Here is an 18,543-nt window from a genome sequence, read left to right on the forward strand (position 1 = left end):
TTGTTGCGTAATTCATCTCGCCCTGACAACCACGGTCCGGAACGATCTGCGGTGCGGTTCATCACTTAGGGTCACCTAATGCGGCCCCGGGACACGGGCGTTTCCCGCCCCTGCCTAGACTTACCGGCCATGAAGAGCGAGTCCGCCCTCCCGTCGCCCGGCCGCCACCCCCCATCGAGGCGCTCCGCGCCGCACCCCGCTGTCGAGGTCCGCGGCCTGGTGAAGCGGTACGGCCCCAAGACCGCTGTGGACGGCCTCGACCTGTGTGTACGCACCGGCGCGGTCACCGCCGTCCTCGGCCCCAACGGCGCCGGCAAGACCACCACCATAGAAACCTGCGAGGGCTACCGCCGTCCGGATGGCGGGACGGTACGGGTCCTCGGACTCGACCCGGTCGCCGACGCGGCGCGGCTCCGCCCCCGGATCGGCGTGATGCTCCAGTCGGGCGGCGTCTACTCCGGAGCCCGCGCCGACGAGATGCTCCGCCACATGGCGAAACTCCACGCCCACCCGCTGGACGTCGACGCCCTGATCGAGCGCCTCGGCCTCGGCAGCTGCGGCCGGACGGCCTACCGCCGGCTCTCCGGCGGCCAGCAGCAGCGGCTCGCCCTGGCGATGGCCGTCGTCGGCCGCCCCGAGCTGGTCTTCCTGGACGAACCGACCGCCGGCCTCGACCCGCAGGCCCGCCGGTCCACCTGGGATCTCGTACGGGAGCTGCGGGCCGACGGCGTGTCCACCGTCCTGACCACGCACTTCATGGACGAGGCCGAGGAGCTCGCCGACGACGTCGCCATTATCGACGCCGGCAAGGTCATCGCCCAGGGCAGCCCGGAGACGCTCTGCCGCGGCGGCGCCGAGAACACCCTGCGCTTCACCGGCCGCCCCGGTCTCGACCTCGGCTCCCTGCTGAAGGCGCTGCCCGACGGCACGGAGGCGGCCGAGCTCACCCCGGGCACGTACCGCATCACCGGTGACGTCGACCCGCAGCTGCTGGCCACCGTCACCTCCTGGTGCGCGCAGCATGGCGTGATGCCGTCCGGCATCTCCGTGGAGCGGCACACCCTGGAGGACGTCTTCCTGGAACTGACCGGCAAGGAGCTGCGCGCATGAGCGCCGGTACGTACGCCCCGCGGCCGGGCGCCGCCCCGCTGTCCCGCATGATCACCACGCAGACCGCGCTGGAGACGCGGATGCTGCTGCGCAACGGCGAGCAGCTGCTGCTGACCGTGATCATCCCGACGCTGTTGCTGGTGCTGTTCAGCGCGGTCGACATCGTGGCCGTGCCCACCGAGACGATGGGGGCCGCGGGCAAGTCGGTGGACTTCCTGGCGCCCGGCATCCTCGCGCTCGCCGTGATGTCCACGGCCTTCACCGGCCAGGCCATCGCCACCGGCTTCGAGCGGCGGTACGGGGTGCTCAAGCGGCTCGGTGCCTCGCCGCTGCCCCGCTGGGCCCTGATGACCGCCAAGACCCTCTCCGTGCTGGTCACCGAGGTGCTGCAGGTGGTGCTGGTGACGGTGATCGCGTTCGCGCTGGGCTGGTCGCCGCACGGCAACCCGTTCGCCGTCCTGCTGCTGCTCGTGCTCGGCACCGCGGCCTTCTCCGGGCTCGGGCTGCTGATGGCCGGGACGCTGAAGGCGGAGGCGACGCTCGCCGCGGCCAATCTGGTCTTCCTGCTGCTGCTGGTCGGCGGCGGTGTCATCGTGCCGCTGGAGAAGTTCCCGGACGCGGTGCAGTCGGTGCTGGGTCTGCTGCCGATCGCGGCCCTGTCGGACGGGCTGCGCGACGTGCTCCAGCACGGCGCGTCGATGCCGTGGGGAGACCTCGGCATCCTCGCGGTGTGGGCGGTGCTCGGGCTGGGCGCGGCGGCGAAGTTCTTCCGCTGGGAGTGAGTCCGTGGGTGCGCTCCGTCGCCGTTTCGGGTAACTCGTCCCCCTCGTGAAAGCTTGCACAAGCCGCCGCCTACCATGGTGCGCGTGCCCAAGCTGACCCGAGCCGAAGTCGCTCAAGCCGTGCGGAACCCGCTCCTCTACATCGCCGAGCGATGGACTCCGTCCCCCCGCACGGTCCGCCGTGCGGCCATGTCGGCCGTCGTCATGGCCGTGCTCATCGTCGTGACCGGCGGCGCGGTGCGGCTGACCGGCTCCGGCCTGGGCTGCCCGACCTGGCCCAAGTGCACCGAGGAGAGCCTCACGGCGACGAGCGCGATGGGCATCCACGGCGCCATCGAGTTCGGCAACCGGATGCTGACGTACGTCCTGTGCGCGGCCGTCGGGTGGGCGATCATCGCCGCCCGGTCCGCGAAGCCCTGGCGGCGCAGCCTCACCCGGCTCGGCTGGGTGCAGTTCTGGGTGGTCATGGGCAACGCGGTGCTCGGCGGCATCGTGGTGCTGGTCGGCCTCAACCCGTACACCGTCGCGGCGCACTTCATGCTCTCCACGGCGCTGCTCACCGTCGCGATGGTGACGTGGCAGCGGACCCGTGAGGGCGACGCGGCGCCCCGGCCGCTGGTGGGCAAGGCGGTGTCCCAGCTGACCTGGCTGCTCACGGTCGTGGCGGGGCTGCTGATCGCGGTCGGCACGGTCGTTACGGGCGCCGGACGGCACGCGGGTGACTCCAGCGACGTCCACCGCATTCCGATCGACTGGAAGATGATCGCGCAGCTGCACGCCGATCTGGCCTGGGCCGTGGTGGCGCTGACCGTCGCCCTCTGGTTCGTACTGAAGGCCGTCGACGCGCCCGTCGGGCCGCTGCGCCGCACCCGTGACCTCTTCCTGGTGCTGCTGGCGCAGGGCGTGATCGGTTACGTCCAGTACTTCACGGACACCCCGGAGCTCCTCGTCGGCCTGCACATGCTCGGCTCGTGCCTCGTGTGGATCGCGGTCGTGCGAGTACTGCTGTCGCTGCGGGAGCGCCCGGCGGACGTCGCCGCGGTGCCCGGTCCCGCCGCCGAACAGCCTGAGCCGGTCACGGCGGGCTGAGAGCCGACGGTTTCCCTCCCCCGTACGCCGATCGCCGGACGGGTTCCTTCTCGGAACCGTCCGGCGATCGGCGTACGGGAGCAACTGTTCCGTCAGGCCTTGTTGGACGGGCCGCCCACCTGGATTCCGGCCATCCGCGTCCACTCGTACGGGCCGGTGCGGACCTTCGCGGCGAACTCTCCGTCGAAGGACTCGTGCATCGTGATCCCGGCCTTCTGGGCGGCGCTCTCGGCGATCGCGTACGACGGGGCGACCAGATCGCCCCAGCCGCCGTCCTCGCCCACGAGAACGATGCGGGTGCCCATCTGCCCGATGTAGGCGAGCTGCCCCTCCGCACCGCCGTGCGCCTTGGAGAAGGCGCCGATCTGCTTGGCGAGCTTCGCCGCCCTGCGCTCCGCGCGGGCCGCCTGCTTGCCGCTCTCCACCTGGGTCTCTGCCGTCTCTGCCATGCTCAGGATGCTACCGATGGGTAGACCAACGTGCGACGGGCGGGACACGTGGCATGGGCCACGTGCCCCGCCCGTCGGCGGGAATCGATGAGGCGGGACTACCTCAGGAAGGGGTCGACCGCCACGGCGACGAAGAGCAGCGAGACATAGGTGATCGACCAGTGGAACAGCCGCATCTCCTTGAGCTTCCCGCCCGTCACGCCGGCCTTGGCCCGGTTGAGCAGGCCGTGGGCCTCCCAGAGCCAGAACCCACCGGTCAGCAGCGCCACAGCGGTGTAGAACCAGCCGGTGTAGCCGAGCGGGGTCAGCAGCAGCGAGACGGCGACCATCACCCAGCTGTAGACGACGATCTGGCGGGCCACCACCCGGTTGGAGGCGATGACCGGCAGCATCGGAACGCCGACCCGGGCGTAGTCGTCCTTCACCTTCATGGACAGCGGCCAGTAGTGCGGCGGCGTCCAGAAGAAGATGACGGCGAAGAGAATGACGGCGGCCCAGGACATCGAGTTGGTCACGGCGGACCAGCCGATGAGGACCGGCATGCAGCCGGCGATGCCGCCCCAGACGATGTTCTGCGAGGTGCGGCGCTTCAGCAGCATCGTGTAGATGACGACGTAGAAGAGCAGCGCGCCGAGCGACAGCGCCGCCGACAACCAGTTGACGAGCAGTCCGAACCAGACCGTGGAGATCACCGCGAGAGCGATGCCGAAGGCCAGGCACTCACGCGGGCTCACCATTCCGGTGACCAGCGGGCGCTGCGACGTACGGTCCATCAACGCGTCGATGTCGCGGTCGATGTACATGTTCAGCGCGTTGGCACCGCCCGCGGAGAGATATCCCCCGATGGTGGTGGTGAGAACGAGCCACAGATCGGGTACACCCTGAGCGGCCAGGAACATCACCGGAACAGTGGTGATCAACAACAGCTCGATGATCCGAGGCTTGGTCAGCGCCACGAATGCCTTGACACGGGCCCCGAACGGGCGATGGCCCCCTGGGCTGGGAGTCAAGGCGACCCCTGCGGGTCGGGACTCGACGGCCGTCACGCACACCCCTGACAGAGAAATCCCAGCAAGCTCCGGGCGTGAAGGCCCAGTAAAGACTTGCGCGAACCAGACCACTGTAGACGTTGAGGACAGGCCGCCCTTCGCGGGGGTGCGGTCGTGTTGAAGTGGCGCAGAAGTAAAGGGACGCGCTCATCGAAGTGGCGTACGAGGGACCTCGCTCACCGGGCCGGCGCATAAGACCGACCGGCAAATGGGGGGCGGGAGAAGGAGCGGGGCTGGGTGCGTGCAGCTGCAAGGCGAAGGATTGAGGCAGATGGGGTCTCCCCTGCTCGAGCGAAGCCGAGAGCTCGGGGAAGGAGCGTTGGTGATTGACGACAACGCCGGAGGGGGTCCCCCTGGCCCTTAATGCCTTGGGGGAGTGCGTGCCCGGCCCCGCGACGCCGCCCCCCATTTGCCGGTCAATCTAAGTGGAAGGACGCGCTCGTCGGAGGGCACAGACGGGGCCGGGGGCGCTCATCGGAGGGCCCATAAGTGAGCCGTCGCGCTCATACGGGAGGCGAACTCAGTGGACCACCCGCACCCTGGAAAGCAGCCGGAAAATGCTTGTTCCGACGAGGGTAGGCTCGACAGCGCCCGGTGCGGTCACCAGTCACCGGTTTACAACAGTGGAGAGGAGCCCTGACTCAGGGTGAGCACCAAGCCGACCACCACAGACCTCCAGTGGACCGAATTGGACCAGCGGGCCGTGGACACTGTCCGCGTCCTTGCCGCCGACGCCGTACAGAAGGTCGGAAACGGCCACCCGGGCACGGCGATGAGCCTGGCTCCCGCCGCGTACACCCTCTTCCAGAAGGTGATGCGGCACGACCCCGCCGACGCGGAGTGGACCGGTCGCGACCGGTTCGTGCTCTCTGCGGGGCACAGCAGCCTGACCCTCTACATCCAGCTCTACCTGGCCGGGTACGGCCTGGAGCTCGATGACCTCAAGGCCTTCCGCACCTGGGGTTCGAAGACCCCCGGCCACCCGGAGTACGGCCACACCACTGGCGTCGAGACGACCACGGGCCCGCTGGGCCAGGGTGTCGCCAACGCGGTGGGCATGGCGATGGCCGCCCGTTACGAGCGTGGCCTGTTCGACCCGGAGGCGGCCCCCGGCACCTCCCCGTTCGACCACATGATCTGGGTCGTCGCGGGCGACGGCTGCCTCCAGGAGGGCATCTCCGCGGAGGCGTCCTCGCTGGCCGGGCACCAGAAGCTCGGCAACCTGGTCGTGCTGTGGGACGACAACCACATCTCCATCGAGGGCGACACGGAGACCGCGGTCTCCGAGGACACCCTGAAGCGGTACGAGGCGTACGGCTGGCACGTCCAGCGCGTCGACCAGCTGCCCAGCGGCGACCTGGACCCCGCGGGTCTGTACGCGGCGCTGCAGGCCGCCAAGGCCGAGACCGGGCGCCCGTCGTTCATCGCGGCCCGCTCGATCATCGCCTGGCCCGCCCCGCACGCCCAGAACACCGAGGCCTCGCACGGCTCGGCGCTCGGTGACGAAGAGGTCGCCGCGACGAAGAAGGTCCTCGGCTTCGACCCGGAGAAGTCCTTCGAGGTCTCCGACGAGGTCATCTCCCACACCCGTGAGGCGCTGGACCGCGGCCGCGAGGCCAAGGCCGAGTGGGAGAAGTCCCTCGCCGCGTGGCGCACCGCCAACCCGGAGCGCGCCGCCGAGTTCGACCGGATCTCCGCGGGCGAGCTGCCCGCCGGCTGGGAGGACAAACTCCCGGTCTTCGAGCCGGGCAAGAGCGTCGCCACCCGTGCCGCCTCCGGCAAGGTGCTCCAGGCGCTCGGCGAGATCGTCCCCGAGCTGTGGGGCGGCTCCGCCGACCTGGCGGGCTCGAACAACACGACGATCGACAAGACGTCGTCGTTCCTTCCGTCGGGCAACCCGCTGCCGGGTGCGGACCCGTACGGCCGCACGATCCACTTTGGCATCCGCGAGCACGCCATGGCCGCTGCCATGAACGGCATCGCGCTGCACGGCCACACCCGTATCTACGGCGGCACCTTCCTGGTGTTCTCCGATTACATGCGCAACGCCGTGCGCCTGTCCGCGCTGATGCACCTGCCGGTGACGTACGTGTGGACGCACGACTCCATCGGTCTCGGCGAGGACGGCCCGACCCACCAGCCGGTGGAGCACCTGGCCTCGCTGCGCGCCATCCCGGGCCTGAACATCGTCCGCCCGGCCGACGCGAACGAGACCGCCGTCGCCTGGCGCGAGATCCTGCGCCGCTACACCAAGGTGTTCGGCAAGGGAGCCCCGCACGGCCTGGCGCTGACCCGCCAGGGCGTACCCACGTACGAGGCGAACGACGACGCGGCCAAGGGCGGCTACGTGCTCTTCGAGGCCGAAGGCGGCGACGCCCAGGTCCTCCTCATCGGTACGGGCTCCGAGGTGCACCTCGCCGTCGAGGCGCGCGAGGAACTGCAGGCGGCCGGCATCCCGACCCGGGTGGTCTCGATGCCGTCGGTCGAGTGGTTCGAGGAGCAGGACCAGGCGTACAAGGACAGCGTGCTGCCGCCATCCGTGAAGGCACGCGTCGCTGTCGAGGCCGGTATCGGTCTGACCTGGCACCGTTACGTCGGGGACGCCGGCCGGATCGTCTCGCTGGAGCACTTCGGTGCCTCGGCCGACGCGAAGGTCCTCTTCCGTGAGTTCGGGTTCACCGGCGAGCACGTCGCCGCCGCCGCGCGGGAATCTCTCGCCGCCGCCACGCGCTGACGCCGTTATACGACTAGTAGGAGATGCATTTCTCATGACAGACGCACTCAAGCGCCTCTCCGACGAGGGCGTGGCGATCTGGCTCGATGACCTGTCGCGCAAGCGGATCACCTCGGGCAACCTCGCCGAGCTGATCGACCAGCAGCACGTCGTGGGTGTCACCACCAACCCGTCGATCTTCCAGAAGGCGATCTCGCACGGCGACGGCTATGAGCAGCAGCTCGCCGACCTCGCCACACGCAAGGTCACCGTCGACGAGGCCGTCCGCATGATCACGACGGCCGATGTGCGGGACGCCGCGGACATCCTGCGTCCGGTCTTCGACGCCACGGACGGCCAGGACGGCCGGGTCTCCATCGAGGTCGACCCGCGGCTGGCCCACCACACCGACGCCACCGTCGCCGAGGCCAAGCAGCTGGCCTGGCTGGTGGACCGGCCCAACACGCTCATCAAGATCCCGGCGACGAAGGCCGGTCTCCCGGCGATCACCGAGGTCATCGGAAAGGGCATCAGCGTCAACGTCACGCTGATCTTCTCGCTGGAGCGCTACCGCGAGGTCATGGACGCCTACCTGGCGGGTCTGGAGAAGGCGAAGGCCGCGGGCCTGGACCTGTCCAAGATCCACTCGGTGGCCTCGTTCTTCGTGTCCCGCGTGGACACCGAGATCGACAAGCGGCTCGACGCGGTCGGCACCGACGAGGCCAAGGCGCTCAAGGGCAAGGCGGCACTCGCCAACGCCCGGCTCGCCTACCAGGCGTACGAGGAGGTCTTCTCCTCGGACCGCTGGGCCGCCCTGGACAAGGCGCACGCCAACAAGCAGCGCCCGCTGTGGGCGTCGACCGGTGTCAAGGACCCCGCGTACAAGGACACCCTGTACGTCGACGACCTGGTCGCCCCGGGCACGGTGAACACCATGCCCGAGGCCACCCTGGACGCCACCGCGGACCACGGACAGATCACGGGCAACACCATCGCCGGCACCTACGAGCAGGCGCGTGCCGAGCTCGACGGCGTCGCGAAGCTCGGGATCTCCTACGACGACGTCGTCCAGCTCCTCGAGGACGAGGGTGTCGAGAAGTTCGAGGCGTCCTGGATCGACCTGCTCAACTCGACCGAGGCCGTGCTCAAGCGCCTCGCCCCTTCGGAGGGCTGACCACCTTGTCCGGTGTTCCCGGAGCCAACCCGCTTCGTGACCCTCAGGACCGACGGCTCCCGCGCATCGCGGGGCCGTCGGGCCTGGTGATCTTTGGCGTCACGGGCGATTTGTCCCGTAAAAAGCTGATGCCCGCCGTCTACGACCTGGCCAACCGCGGCCTGCTCCCGCCGGGCTTCTCCCTCATCGGTTTCGCGCGCCGCGAGTGGCACGACGAGGACTTCGCACAGGAGGTCCACGACGCCGTCAAGCAGCACGCCCGCACGCCGTTCCGCGAAGAGGTCTGGCAGCAGCTCATCCAGGGGATGCGCTTCGTCCAGGGCAACTTCGACGACGACGAGGCCTTCGAGACGCTGAAGGCCACGATCCAGGATCTCGACAAGGCACAGGGCACGGGCGGCAACTTCGCCTTCTATCTGTCCGTGCCGCCGAAGTTCTTCCCCAAGGTCGTCCAGCAGCTCAAGAAGCACGGGCTCGCGGACCAGAAGGAGGGTTCCTGGCGGCGTGCCGTCATCGAGAAGCCCTTCGGTCACGATCTGAAGAGCGCCCAGGAGCTCAACCAGATCGTGCACGACGTGTTCCCGCCCAACGAGGTCTTCCGGATCGACCACTACCTGGGCAAGGAGACGGTCCAGAACATCCTGGCGCTGCGGTTCGCCAACACGATGTTCGAGCCGATCTGGAACAGGTCGTACGTCGACCACGTCCAGATCACGATGGCCGAGGACATCGGCATCGGCGGCCGGGCCGGCTACTACGACGGCATCGGTGCCGCCCGTGACGTCATCCAGAACCACCTGCTCCAGCTGCTGGCGCTGACGGCCATGGAGGAGCCCGGCTCCTTCCACCCGAAGGCCCTGGTCGCCGAGAAGCTCAAGGTGCTCACGGCGGTGGAACTGCCGGACGACCTGGGCAAGCACACGGTGCGCGGCCAGTACGCGCGCGCCTGGCAGGGCGGCGAGGAGGTCCTCGGCTATCTGGAGGAGGACGGCATCGACCCCAGGTCGACGACCGACACCTTCGCCGCGATCAAGCTGACGATCAACAACCGCCGCTGGGCGGGCGTCCCGTTCTACCTCCGTACCGGAAAGCGGCTCGGCCGCCGGGTCACGGAGATCGCGGTCGTCTTCAAGCGCGCCCCATATCTGCCCTTCGAGTCCGGCGCGACAAAGGAGCTGGGCGGCAACGCCCTGGTCATCCGGGTCCAGCCGGACGAGGGCGTGACCGTGCGGTTCGGCTCCAAGGTGCCCGGCACCTCGATGGAGGTCCGGGACGTCACGATGGACTTCGCGTACGGCGAGTCCTTCACGGAGTCCAGCCCGGAGGCGTACGAGCGGCTCATCCTCGATGTGCTGCTCGGCGACGCCAACCTGTTCCCGCGGCACCAGGAGGTCGAGCTCTCCTGGAACATCCTCGACCCGATCGAGGAGTACTGGGACAAGCACGGCAAGCCCGCGCAGTACCCGGCGGGCACCTGGGGCCCGGCCGAGGCGGACGAGATGCTCGCACGAGACGGACGGAGCTGGCGTCGGCCATGAAGATCGATCTCACGGAGACCACTTCCAGCAAGATCAACCAGGCGCTGGTGTCGGCCCGCCGGGCCATCGGCACCCCGGCCATCGGCATGGTGCTGACCCTGGTCATCGTCACCGACGAGGAGAACGCGTACGACGCCCTCAAGTCGGCCGGCGACGCCTCGCGCGAGCACCCCTCGCGGATCATCGCGGTGATCAAGCGGGTCAGCCGCTCGCCGCGCAGCCGCCGGGACGCCCGGCTCGACGCCGAGGTGCGGGTCGGAACCGACGCGGGCACCGGCGAGACCGTCGTCCTGCGTCTCCACGGCGAACTGGCCAACCACGCCCAGTCGGTGGTCCTTCCGCTGCTGCTGCCGGACGCCCCGGTCGTGGTCTGGTGGCCCGAGGACGCACCCGACGACCCGGCGAAGGACCCGCTCGGCGCGCTCGCCCAGCGCCGGATCACGGACGCGTACTCCTCGGAGCACCCGGGCGACGAACTCGCGGTCCGCGCCCGGTCGTACACCCCGGGCGACACCGATCTGTCCTGGACCCGCATCACGCCGTGGCGCTCGATGCTCGCGGCCGCGCTCGACCAGCAGCACGTCGAGGTCGTCTCGGCGACGGTCGAGGGCGAGTCGGAGAACCCGAGCTGTGAGCTGCTCGCCATGTGGCTCGCCGACCGGCTCAAGGTTCCGGTGGAGCGCACCCAGTCCGACGGCCCCGGTCTGACGGCCGTGCGGATGGAGACCCAGAACGGTGTCATCGTCCTGGACCGGCCGGACGGTTCGCTGGCCACGCTCTCGATGCAGGGCCAGCCCGACCGTGCGGTGGCACTCAAGCGGCGGGACACCGCCGAGCTGCTCGCCGAGGAGCTGCGGCGCCTGGACCCGGACAACACCTACGAGGCGACGGTGAAGTTCGGCGTGGAGAAGCTCGGCGGACCGGCGGAGCAGGAGCCTGCCGAGCCGAAGTCCTCCGGGCCCAAGTCAGGTGGGACCGCCGCTGCCTCCGCTGCCTCCGCTGCCCCCGCCGCCCCCGCCGCCCCCGCCGCCCCCGCCGCCAAGAAGACGGCGGCCAAGAAGGCGGCGGCCAAGTGAGTGCCCCTCAGCTTGTCGTGCACCGCGACAAGGAGCTGATGGCGCAGGCCGCCGCGGCCCGGCTGATCACGAGGATCGTGGACGCCCAGTCCGCCCGCGGCTACGCCTCGGTGGTCCTCACCGGCGGGCGCAACGGCAACGGCCTGCTGGCCGCCCTCGCCGCCGCGCCCGCCCGGGACGCGATCGACTGGTCGCGGCTCGATCTGTGGTGGGGCGACGAGCGGTTCCTGCCGGAGGGCCATCCGGAGCGCAATGTCACGCAGGCCCGCGAGGCCCTACTGGACTCGGTGCCGCTGACCGCTTCCCGGGTGCACGCGATGCCCGCCTCGGACGGCCCCTGGGGCAATGACGCCGACGCGGCCGCGGCCGCGTACGCCGAGGAACTGGCCGCGGCGGCCGGTCCGGAGGACCACGGTCCGGTGCCGACGTTCGATGTGCTGATGCTGGGCGTGGGCCCGGACACACATGTCGCGTCGCTCTTCCCGGAACTGCCCGCGGTACGGGAGACCGAGCGCACCGTCGTCGGTGTGCACGGCGCCCCCAAGCCGCCGCCCACCCGGGTCTCGCTCACGCTGCCCGCGATCCGGGCGGCGCGCGAGGTGTGGCTGCTCGCCGCGGGTGAGGACAAGGCGGAGGCCGCGGAGATCGCGCTCTCGGGTGCCGGGGAGATCCAGGCCCCGGCGGCCGGTGCGTACGGACGCGGCCGCACCCTGTGGCTGCTGGACGCGGCGGCGGCCTCGCGGCTGCCGCGTGCGCTGTATCCGACGGCCTCTCCCTGAGCGGCCGTCAGTACCGCTGTGCCCGGGCCCGGTTCGCTCCTCGGAGCGGCCGGGCCCGCGGCGTGAAACGGCAGCGGGTTCACGTCATCGGCGCGGCACCCGCCCGGTCCAGCGCTCAGCCGGCCGCCGGGGTGCGCTCCAGAAAGGGCTCCAGCAGGCCCGGGACGGCCTGCGAGGCGAAGTCGAGGCCCTCGCTCGCGTCCGCGTCGTACGCCGTGTACGCGCCCGCTCCGGCAGCCGTCGTCGCGGTGAGACTCAGCACCCCGGACCGCCGCTGGAAGTACGTCTGCCGGACCGTCCAGCCGATGACACCGGCCCGCTCCAGCGCGGCGGTCGAGCGCCGGACCGTGCCCGACCTGACCACCAGGTAGTCGCCGCTGAGGACATGCCCCAGACCGCGGTACGCGTCCCGGGCCAGGAACACCCCCAGCGGCAGCCCCACGGCCGCGCAGCCGAGCGCCGTCCAGAGCAGTACGGGGATCAGCAGCACACCCAGCACGGTCTGGACCGCCACGGGGACGAAGACGGCCCAGAACGCCCGTCGCAGCCGTCGGCCGCCGGCCGCGACGGGGTGCCCGGTCAGCGGGGCGCCGGTCGGGGACGTGGTCGCGCGCAGGACGTCGGCGGCCACCGTGTCGGCGACGGGCCGGGGTGCGGCGGGCAGCAGGGTGTTGTGGTCGCCGTGCTGCTCCTCGTCGTCCTTGGCGAGTCCGGTGGTGATCGCGTCGACGCGGGCGGCGCCGAAGAGCCGGATGCCGAGCGGTTCGACGAGGTCGACGCCGCGCAGCCGCCGCTCCTCGATGGAGACGGACCGGGAGGTCAGCAGACCGCGCCGGACGCGCAGGGTGCCGCCGGGTTCGCGCTCCAGCCGGTAGCTCCACCACATCTCGACCCACAGGCCGAGCGCGCCGACGACTCCGGCGGCCACGACCGCGACGGCGAGGGTCACGATCATGACCGTCAGCGAGGTGTCCCGGAACCTGTCGCCGAACCAGTCGATCACCTGCCCCTGCGCCCCGAACCAGTCGCTGACCTGCATCACCGCACCGGCCGCCGCGCCGCCGAGCGCGGGGGCGACGAACGAGACCGGTGCGTAACGGATCCAGCGCGGGTCGAGGGCGACGAGTTCGCCCTTTCGGTGGGTGCCCGGGATGCCGGTGACCGCACGCTCCAGCAGTTCGCGGCGGAGCCGCTCACCCTCGGCCTTGGGGACCGGGTCCAGTTCCAGGGTGGATTCGCCGCCGGAGTGCTCGCCGGTGCCGATGCGGACGGTTACCAGGCCGAGGACCCGTTGGAGCGGATGAGCGGTGAGATCGACGCTGCGGATGCGTTCACGGGCCAGTGAGCGCTTCTTGACCAGGAACAGCCCGGTGTGGAGCTCGACCCGTTCGGCGCCGACGCGGTAGCGGGTGCGGCGCCACCGTACGTAGTCGCCGGCCGCGGCGCAGCCGATCAGCACGAGCGCGCCAACCAGCACCCAGGCGACCGCGTGCCCGAGGCCGAACCGTCCGGAGAGTCCGAGCGTGATGGGCGCGGCCGCACCGGCCGCCACACCGACCGTGACGAGTGCGCTGACGAGGACCGTACGCCGGTCCAGCCGCCGCCAGTCGGTGACGGTACCGGGGCCGTCGGCGCGGTCGTCGTCCCCGGCGTCCGGGGAGACGGCCGCCTCGGCGCTCATGTGGCGTCGCCGGGGGTGTCCTGGGTGATCCGGGTCAGCCGCTCGGCCAGCTCGGCCGCCAGTTCGTGGCCCAGTCCCTCGATCCGGACCGCGCCCTTGGACGATGCGGTGGTCACGGTGACCGTGGCGAGCCGGTAGAGCTGTTCGAGCGGGCCGCGGACGGTGTCCACGGTCTGGATCCGGGACATCGGGGCGATCCGCCACTCCTGTCGCAGGACGCCGGTTCTGACGTACACCGCTTCGTCGGTGACCTCCCAGCGATGGGCGCGAAACCACCAGCGGGGGAAGAGGACGGCGCAGCCGACGCCGAGGACCGCGAGGATCACGGCGGGCAGCAGCAGCCAGAACCGGGCGGGCTCGATGAGCGCGCCGAGCACGGCCAGGACGGCCACCGGCGCCGCGGTCAGCAGCAGCCACTGGGCCCGCCACCAGCCGACGGCCCGCGGGTCCAGCGTGTTGTTCGGCGGCCTCAGCCGCACCGTCCGCTCCCCCGTGGTCATCGACTCAGCGCCCCCTGCGGGCGCGGTACGCCGTGACGAGCGCGGCGGTCGAGCTGTCCAGCTGCTCGCCCCCCCTGCCTTCGGTCAGCACCGGCTCGATCTTCTTGGCGAGGACCTTGCCGAGTTCGACGCCCCACTGGTCGAAGGAGTCGATGTTCCAGATGGCGCCCTGGACGAAGACCTTGTGCTCGTACAGCGCGATCAGCTGGCCGAGGACGGACGGCGTCAGCCGGTCGGCGAGGATCGTCGTCGTCGGGTGATTGCCCTGGAAGGTCTTGTGCGGCACCAGTTCCTCGGCGACGCCCTCGGCACGGACCTCGTCCGGCGTCTTGCCGAAGGCCAGCGCCTGGGTCTGGGCGAAGAAGTTGGCCATCAGCAGATCGTGCTGGGCGACGAGGCCGGGCAGCAGGTCGGCGACGGGCTCGGCGAAGCCGATGAAGTCGGCCGGGATGACCTTGGTGCCCTGGTGGATCAGCTGGTAATAGGCGTGCTGCCCGTTGGTGCCGGGGGTGCCCCAGACGACCGGTCCGGTCTGCCAGCCGACCGGATTGCCGTCCCGGTCAACGGACTTGCCGTTGGACTCCATGTCCAGCTGCTGCAAGTACGCGGTGAACTTGGACAGATAGTGGCTGTACGGCAGCACGGCATGCGACTGGGCGTCGAAGAAGGCGCCGTACCAGACGCCCAACAGGCCCAGCAGCAGCGGGACGTTGTCCTCGGCGGGCGCGTTGCGGAAGTGTTCGTCGACGAGGTGGAAGCCGTCGAGCATCTCGCGGAACCGGTCCGGGCCGATGGCGATCATCAGCGAGAGACCGATGGCGGAGTCGTAGGAGTAGCGGCCGCCGACCCAGTCCCAGAACTCGAACATGTTGGCGGTGTCGATACCGAAGTCCGCGACCTTCTCGGCGTTCGTGGAAAGCGCCACGAAGTGCTTGGCGACCGCTTCCTGACCGGCCCTCAGCCCGGTCAGCAGCCAGTTGCGGGAGGAGGTGGCATTGGTGATCGTCTCGATCGTCGTGAAGGTCTTCGACGCGATGACGAAGAGCGTCTCGGCCGGGTCGAGATCGCGTACGGCCTCATGGAGGTCGGCGCCGTCGACGTTCGACACGAAGCGGAGGGTGAGCGAGCGGTCCGTGAAGGAGCGCAGCACCTCGTACGCCATGGCAGGGCCGAGATCGGAGCCGCCGATGCCGATGTTGACGATGTTCTTGATGCGCTTGCCGGTGTGACCGGTCCACTCCCCCGACCTGATGCGGTCGGAGAAGGCCGCCATCCTGTCGAGCACGGCGTGCACGGCCGGCACCACGTTCTCGCCGTCGACCTCGATCACCGCGTCGCGCGGGGCACGCAGCGCGGTGTGCAGGACGGCGCGGTCCTCGGTGGTGTTGATCTTCTCCCCGCGGAACATCGCGTCCCGCAGCTCCGCCACGCCGGTGGCCGCGGCGAGCTCACGCAGCAGCCGGAGCGTCTCGTCGGTGACCAGATGCTTGGAGTAGTCGACGTACAGATCGCCGACCCGGAGGGTGTATCCGGTGCCGCGCTCCGGATCGTCCGCGAAGAGCTGCCGCAGATGCGTCGTCCCGAGCTGCTCGCGGTGCTTGCCCAGAGCGGTCCACTCGGGCGTCTGGTTGAGCCTGGTTCGGCTTGGTGTATTCATCCCGGATATCAGCCCACTTCTTCTCGTGCCTGCAGATGCCCCGCTGCCCTTCCAACCTAATTGATCAGAAGGGTGGACGAGACGACGGCGAGCTGCGGCACGGCAAAAGCGATCCGGCCGGGCACCTGTGAGGTGCCCGGCCGGTGAACAACAACTAGATCTCGCCCCGGAGTTTCGCCAGGGCCTCGGCGAGGATGGCCTCGCCGTCCGCATCGCTGCGCCGCTCACGTACGTACGCGAGGTGCGTCTTGTACGGCTCGGTGCGTGGCGGGTCCGGCGGGCTGTCCCGGTCCTGGCCGGCCGGGAAACCACAGCGCGGGCAGTCCCAGGTCTCCGGTACCTGCGCGTCACTGGCGAAGCTCGGCTGCGTCTCGTGCCCGTTCGAGCACCAGAAGGAGATGCGGAGGCGCGGTGCGGACTCGCCCCGCTCGGCCTCCCCCATCGGCCCCGCTCCGACCCGGCTTCCCCGGATCGCGTTGCCACTTGCCACGGTCGTAACTCCCTGCGTGATGGTGCTCGAAGATGCCCCAGTCTACGTAAGGCCCAACGCGCGTCCAGTGAAAGGAGTTACACCCTCACCGGGAATCGCGTACGACGCGTCAGTTGTCCAGCTTGATCAGCAGACCAAGCACAACAATGCACGCGAACCAGGCCAGACCGACGAAGACCGTGATCCGGTCGAGGTTCCGCTCGGCGACCGAGGAGCCGCCCACGGACGACTGCATGCCGCCACCGAACATGTCGGAAAGGCCGCCGCCCTTTCCCTTGTGCATCAGCACCAGCAGCATCAGCAGCAGGCTGAAGACGATCAGGGCGATCTCGAACGCCAAAATCACGGCTGGTCCCTACTTTCCGGAATTCTCTGGACTGCATGTGCGAACAGCGGAGGCCGGGAGGCTACAACCTCCTCGGCCCCCGCAAGGGTACGACGGATCCGCGCTACCGCATACTCACTGGTCGCGGAAGCGGACGATCTTGACGAACTCGTCGGCGTCCAGTGCGGCGCCACCGATCAGCGCACCGTCCACATCGGGCTTCGACATGATCTCGGCGACGTTCCCGGACTTCACGGAGCCGCCGTACTGGATACGGACCGCGTCGGCCACGTCCTGGGAGTACAGCTCCGCGAGACGGCTGCGGATCGCCCCGCAGACCTCCTGGGCGTCGTCGGCGCCGCAGACCTTGCCGGTCCCGATCGCCCAGACCGGCTCGTACGCGATCACGATCGACTCGGCCAGCTCGGCGGGAACGTCCTTGAGACCGCCGTCGACCTGCGCGAGCGTGTGCGTGACGTGGTTGCCCGCCTCGCGGACCTCCAGCTCCTCGCCGACGCAGAGGATCGGGGTCAGACCGTGCTTGAAGGCGGCCTTCACCTTGGCGTTGCAGAGCTCGTCGGTCTCGCCGTGGTACTGGCGGCGCTCGCTGTGGCCGACGGCGACATAGGTGCACTTCAGCTTGGCGAGCATCGGGCCGGAGATCTCACCGGTGTACGCGCCGAAGTCGTGCGCCGAGATGTCCTGGGCGCCGTACTTGATCTTCAGCTTGTCGCCTTCGATCAGCGTCTGCACGGAGCGCAGATCGGTGAAGGGCGGCAGGACGGCGACCTCTACGGCGTCGTAGTCCTTGTCGGTCAGCGCGAAGCCGAGCTTCTGGGTGTGCGCGATGGCCTCGAGGTGGTTGAGGTTCATCTTCCAGTTGCCCGCCATCAGCGGGGTACGGGTGGTCATGAAAGGTCAGTCCTCCAGTGCGGCGAGGCCGGGAAGCGTCTTGCCCTCGAGGTATTCGAGGCTGGCGCCGCCACCGGTCGAGATGTGTCCGAATGCGTTCTCGTCGAAGCCCAGGATGCGGACGGCAGCGGCGGAGTCGCCACCGCCGACCACACTGAAGCCCGAGGAGTCTACGAGGGCCTGGGCGACGGCCCGGGTGCCCTCGGCGTAGTCGGGGTGCTCGAAGACGCCCATCGGGCCGTTCCAGAAGACGGTGACGGCGTCGGCGAGCTTCGAGGCGTACAGCTTGTTGGTCTCGGGGCCGTTGTCCAGGCCCATGAAACCGGCCGGGATCGCATCCGCGGGCACGGTGCGGTGCTCGGTCGGCGCCTTGGCCTTGAGGTCCGGGAACTGCTCGGAGACCACGACGTCGACGGGGAGCACGAACTCCACGCCCTTCTCCTTGGCGCGCTCGAGGTACTCCAGCACCGCCGGGATCTGGTCCTCCTGGAGGAGGGAGCTGCCGACCTCGTGGCCCTGGGCCTTGAGGAAGGTGTACGCCATGCCGCCGCCGATGAGGATGCGGTCGGCGCGCTCCAGCAGGTGGTCGATCACACCGAGCTTGTCGGAGACCTTCGAGCCGCCGAGCACGACGGCGTACGGGCGCTCGACTTTCTCGGTGAGCTTCTTCAGGACGCCGACCTCGGTGGCGATCAGGTCGCCGGCGGCGTGCGGCAGCCGGGCCGGAAGGTCGAACACCGAGGCGTGCTTGCGGTGTACGGCTCCGAAGCCGTCGCCCACGTATACGTCGGCGAGTTCGGCGAGCCGGTCGGCGAACGCGCCGCGCTCGGCGTCGTCCTTCGACGTCTCACCGGGGTTGAAGCGGAGGTTCTCGATGACGGCGACCTTGCCGTCGGTGAGCGCGGCGACCGTGGCACGGGCGGACTCGCCGACGGTGTCGGTCGCGAACGCCACGTCCGCGCCGATGAGTTCACCGAGGCGGGCGGCGGCGGGCGCCAGGGAGAAGGCGGGGTCCGGGGCGCCCTTGGGACGGCCCAGGTGCGAGGCGACGATGACCCGCGCACCGGCCGCGGCGAGCTTCTCCACGGTCGGCCGGACGGCGCGGATACGGCCGTCGTCGGTGATGGTGGTGCCGCTCAGCGGCACGTTGAGGTCGGCGCGGACGAATACGCGCTTGCCGGTGACCCCTTCGGCGAGAAGTTCGTCGATCGTCTTCATC

General features: G+C 69.9%; 17 protein-coding genes. 8 read left to right on the forward strand and 9 right to left on the reverse strand.

From position 1 onward, the window contains the following. The first annotated feature begins 129 nt into the window (after positions 1–129). From OH735_RS08325 to OH735_RS08335, 3 genes are all read left to right on the forward strand, one after another. Positions 130–1,110, forward strand: coding sequence for an ABC transporter ATP-binding protein (locus OH735_RS08325; protein WP_406380748.1), 981 nt, complete (start codon positions 130–132; stop codon positions 1,108–1,110). Next, entirely contained in the window at positions 1,107–1,892 is a 786-nt protein-coding gene (locus OH735_RS08330; protein ID WP_406380749.1) for an ABC transporter permease, read from the forward strand. The genes OH735_RS08325 and OH735_RS08330 overlap by 4 nt, the downstream gene beginning before the upstream one ends. A 75-nt stretch (positions 1,893–1,967) precedes the next feature. Further along, a complete protein-coding gene (locus tag OH735_RS08335) occupies positions 1,968–2,981 on the forward strand; it encodes a COX15/CtaA family protein (RefSeq protein WP_406380750.1) in 1,014 nt (337 codons plus the stop codon). Positions 2,982–3,073: 92 nt separating this feature from the next. Here OH735_RS08335 and OH735_RS08340 read toward each other — a convergent pair whose 3' ends face one another. Beyond that, positions 3,074–3,430 carry a hypothetical protein gene (locus tag OH735_RS08340; protein WP_406380751.1) on the reverse strand — a complete coding sequence of 119 codons (357 nt, stop codon included), beginning with the start codon at positions 3,428–3,430 and terminating at the stop codon, positions 3,074–3,076. 98 nt (positions 3,431–3,528) lie between these two features. Continuing rightward, the gene (locus OH735_RS08345) at positions 3,529–4,482 is read right to left on the reverse strand and encodes a heme o synthase (RefSeq protein WP_406380752.1); all 954 of its coding nucleotides are present in this window, start codon (positions 4,480–4,482) and stop codon (positions 3,529–3,531) included. 643 nt (positions 4,483–5,125) lie between these two features. Here OH735_RS08345 and tkt point away from each other — a divergent pair. Genes tkt through pgl form a run of 5 tightly spaced genes read left to right on the forward strand, consistent with a single transcriptional unit; the run spans position 5,126 to position 11,759 of the window. Continuing rightward, positions 5,126–7,213 carry a transketolase gene (tkt, locus tag OH735_RS08350; protein ID WP_406380753.1) on the forward strand — a complete coding sequence of 696 codons (2,088 nt, stop codon included), beginning with the start codon at positions 5,126–5,128 and terminating at the stop codon, positions 7,211–7,213. A gap of 34 nt (positions 7,214–7,247) precedes the next feature. After that, on the forward strand, positions 7,248–8,366 hold the full coding sequence (gene tal / locus OH735_RS08355) for a transaldolase (RefSeq protein ID WP_406380754.1): 1,119 nt from the start codon (positions 7,248–7,250) through the stop codon (positions 8,364–8,366). Positions 8,367–8,371: 5 nt separating this feature from the next. Continuing rightward, positions 8,372–9,904 (forward strand): glucose-6-phosphate dehydrogenase, encoded by a 1,533-nt coding sequence (zwf, locus tag OH735_RS08360; RefSeq protein ID WP_406380755.1) that lies wholly within the window; start codon positions 8,372–8,374, stop codon positions 9,902–9,904. Further along, the gene (gene opcA, locus OH735_RS08365; protein ID WP_406380756.1) at positions 9,901–10,980 is read left to right on the forward strand and encodes a glucose-6-phosphate dehydrogenase assembly protein OpcA; all 1,080 of its coding nucleotides are present in this window, start codon (positions 9,901–9,903) and stop codon (positions 10,978–10,980) included. The genes zwf and opcA overlap by 4 nt, the downstream gene beginning before the upstream one ends. Continuing rightward, positions 10,977–11,759 (forward strand): 6-phosphogluconolactonase, encoded by a 783-nt coding sequence (pgl, locus tag OH735_RS08370; protein ID WP_406380757.1) that lies wholly within the window; start codon positions 10,977–10,979, stop codon positions 11,757–11,759. The genes opcA and pgl overlap by 4 nt, the downstream gene beginning before the upstream one ends. A gap of 115 nt (positions 11,760–11,874) precedes the next feature. On the opposite strand, the gene OH735_RS08375 is transcribed toward pgl, so the two are convergent. The 7 genes from OH735_RS08375 to OH735_RS08405 form a co-directional block, all read right to left on the reverse strand. After that, positions 11,875–13,440, reverse strand: a complete 1,566-nt coding sequence (locus tag OH735_RS08375; RefSeq protein ID WP_406380758.1) for a PH domain-containing protein — start codon at positions 13,438–13,440, stop codon at positions 11,875–11,877. Further along, positions 13,437–13,940, reverse strand: a complete 504-nt coding sequence (locus OH735_RS08380; protein WP_406380759.1) for a PH domain-containing protein — start codon at positions 13,938–13,940, stop codon at positions 13,437–13,439. The genes OH735_RS08375 and OH735_RS08380 overlap by 4 nt, the downstream gene beginning before the upstream one ends. A gap of 4 nt (positions 13,941–13,944) precedes the next feature. Next, on the reverse strand, positions 13,945–15,597 hold the full coding sequence (gene pgi, locus OH735_RS08385; protein WP_406380760.1) for a glucose-6-phosphate isomerase: 1,653 nt from the start codon (positions 15,595–15,597) through the stop codon (positions 13,945–13,947). A 154-nt stretch (positions 15,598–15,751) separates the two neighbouring features. Then, positions 15,752–16,087: an RNA polymerase-binding protein RbpA gene (locus tag OH735_RS08390; RefSeq protein WP_072483070.1), complete on the reverse strand. Its 336-nt coding sequence runs from the start codon at positions 16,085–16,087 to the stop codon at positions 15,752–15,754. Positions 16,088–16,196: 109 nt separating this feature from the next. Beyond that, positions 16,197–16,433, reverse strand: coding sequence for a preprotein translocase subunit SecG (gene secG, locus OH735_RS08395; protein WP_266736497.1), 237 nt, complete (start codon positions 16,431–16,433; stop codon positions 16,197–16,199). A 114-nt stretch (positions 16,434–16,547) separates the two neighbouring features. Beyond that, positions 16,548–17,324: a triose-phosphate isomerase gene (gene tpiA, locus OH735_RS08400; protein WP_406380761.1), complete on the reverse strand. Its 777-nt coding sequence runs from the start codon at positions 17,322–17,324 to the stop codon at positions 16,548–16,550. A gap of 6 nt (positions 17,325–17,330) precedes the next feature. Continuing rightward, positions 17,331–18,542 (reverse strand): phosphoglycerate kinase, encoded by a 1,212-nt coding sequence (locus OH735_RS08405; protein ID WP_406380762.1) that lies wholly within the window; start codon positions 18,540–18,542, stop codon positions 17,331–17,333. Position 18,543: the final 1 nt, after the last annotated feature.

The organism is Streptomyces sp. NBC_01618, from assembly GCF_045209435.1.
Lineage (GTDB): Bacteria > Actinomycetota > Actinomycetes > Streptomycetales > Streptomycetaceae > Streptomyces.

What these genes read in the sequence shown, in the direction of transcription:
- OH735_RS08325 (WP_406380748.1), top strand. Translation starts at nt 130, where the DNA reads ATGAAGAGCGAGTCCGCCCTCCCGTCGCCCGGCCGCCACCCCCCATCG.
- OH735_RS08330 (WP_406380749.1), top strand. Translation starts at nt 1,107, where the DNA reads ATGAGCGCCGGTACGTACGCCCCGCGGCCGGGCGCCGCCCCGCTGTCC.
- OH735_RS08335 (WP_406380750.1), top strand. Translation starts at nt 1,968, where the DNA reads ATGGTGCGCGTGCCCAAGCTGACCCGAGCCGAAGTCGCTCAAGCCGTG.
- OH735_RS08340 (WP_406380751.1), bottom strand. Translation starts at nt 3,430, where the DNA reads ATGGCAGAGACGGCAGAGACCCAGGTGGAGAGCGGCAAGCAGGCGGCC.
- tal (WP_406380754.1), top strand. Translation starts at nt 7,248, where the DNA reads ATGACAGACGCACTCAAGCGCCTCTCCGACGAGGGCGTGGCGATCTGG.
- opcA (WP_406380756.1), top strand. Translation starts at nt 9,901, where the DNA reads ATGAAGATCGATCTCACGGAGACCACTTCCAGCAAGATCAACCAGGCG.
- OH735_RS08375 (WP_406380758.1), bottom strand. Translation starts at nt 13,440, where the DNA reads ATGAGCGCCGAGGCGGCCGTCTCCCCGGACGCCGGGGACGACGACCGC.
- OH735_RS08380 (WP_406380759.1), bottom strand. Translation starts at nt 13,940, where the DNA reads ATGACCACGGGGGAGCGGACGGTGCGGCTGAGGCCGCCGAACAACACG.
- pgi (WP_406380760.1), bottom strand. Translation starts at nt 15,597, where the DNA reads ATGAATACACCAAGCCGAACCAGGCTCAACCAGACGCCCGAGTGGACC.
- tpiA (WP_406380761.1), bottom strand. Translation starts at nt 17,324, where the DNA reads ATGACCACCCGTACCCCGCTGATGGCGGGCAACTGGAAGATGAACCTC.
- OH735_RS08405 (WP_406380762.1), bottom strand. Translation starts at nt 18,542, where the DNA reads ATGAAGACGATCGACGAACTTCTCGCCGAAGGGGTCACCGGCAAGCGC.